We start from the raw sequence: 1,403 nt of genomic DNA, 5'->3' as shown, positions 1-1,403 counted from the left end.
TTGCTTTGTGGTCAAGTCCTCGGCCTATTAGTACTGGTCAGCTCCACACATTACTGCGCTTCCACTTCCAGCCTATCAACCCGGTCGTCTACCGGGAGCCTTACCCACTCTCGTGGTGGGAGACCTCATCTCAAGGCGAGCTTCCCGCTTAGATGCTTTCAGCGGTTATCCCTTCCGAACGTAGCCAACCAGCCGTGCTCCTGGCGGAACAACTGGCACACCAGAGGTTCGTCCGTCCCGGTCCTCTCGTACTAGGGACAGCTCCTTTCAAGTCTCCTGCGCGCGCAGCGGATAGGGACCGAACTGTCTCGCGACGTTCTAAACCCAGCTCGCGTGCCGCTTTAATGGGCGAACAGCCCAACCCTTGGGACCTACTCCAGCCCCAGGATGCGACGAGCCGACATCGAGGTGCCAAACCATCCCGTCGATATGGACTCTTGGGGAAGATCAGCCTGTTATCCCCGGGGTACCTTTTAGCCGTTGAGCGACGGCGCTTCCACATGCCACCGCCGGATCACTAGTCCCAGCTTTCGCTCCTGCTCGACCCGTCGGTCTCACAGTCAAGCTCCCTTGTGCACTTACACTCGACACCTGATTGCCAACCAGGCTGAGGGAACCTTTGGGCGCCTCCGTTACTCTTTAGGAGGCAACCGCCCCAGTTAAACTACCCACCAGACACTGTCCCTGATCCGGATCACGGACCGAAGTTAGACGTTCAAAACGACCAGAGTGGTATTTCACCAATGACTCCACCACCACTAGCGTGATAGCTTCACCGTCTCCCACCTATCCTACACAAGACGTTCCAAACGCCAATGTCAAGCTATAGTGAAGGTCCCGGGGTCTTTCCGTCCTGCTGCGCGTAACGAGCATCTTTACTCGTAGTGCAATTTCGCCGGGTCTGCGGTTGAGACAGCGGGGAAGTCGTTACGCCATTCGTGCAGGTCGGAACTTACCCGACAAGGAATTTCGCTACCTTAGGATGGTTATAGTTACCACCGCCGTTTACTGGCGCTTAAGTTCTCAGCTTCGCCACACAAGTGCGACTAACCGGTCCCCTTAACGTTCCAGCACCGGGCAGGCGTCAGTCCGTATACATCGTCTTACGACTTCGCACGGACCTGTGTTTTTAGTAAACAGTCGCTTCCCCCTGGCCTCTGCGACCCCCACCAGCTCAGAACGCAAAGGTTCGTCACCAGCGAAGGCCCCCCTTCTCCCGAAGTTACGGGGGCAATTTGCCGAGTTCCTTAACCACAGTTCACCCGATCGCCTTAGTATTCTCTACCTGACCACCTGAGTCGGTTTAGGGTACGGGCCGCCACGACACTCACTAGAGGCTTTTCTCGGCAGCATAGGATCACCCACTTCGCCACAATCGGCTCGGCATCACATCTCAGGATACA

At 56.5% G+C, this 1,403-nt stretch carries 1 rRNA gene (only partly in view); it reads right to left on the bottom strand.

Annotation, left to right across the window (positions count from 1 at the left end):
- Positions 1 to 7: 7 nt before the first annotated feature.
- Positions 8 to 1,403 (bottom strand): 23S ribosomal RNA (locus ABZ260_RS49435) (its annotated part continues 1,478 nt past the right edge of the window); the annotation flags it as partial.

Source organism: Streptosporangium sp. NPDC006013 (assembly GCF_040614275.1).
Lineage (GTDB): Bacteria > Actinomycetota > Actinomycetes > Streptosporangiales > Streptosporangiaceae > Streptosporangium.
Note: the sequence above shows the minus strand (reverse complement) of the source record. Positions and strands in the feature narration are given on the sequence as shown.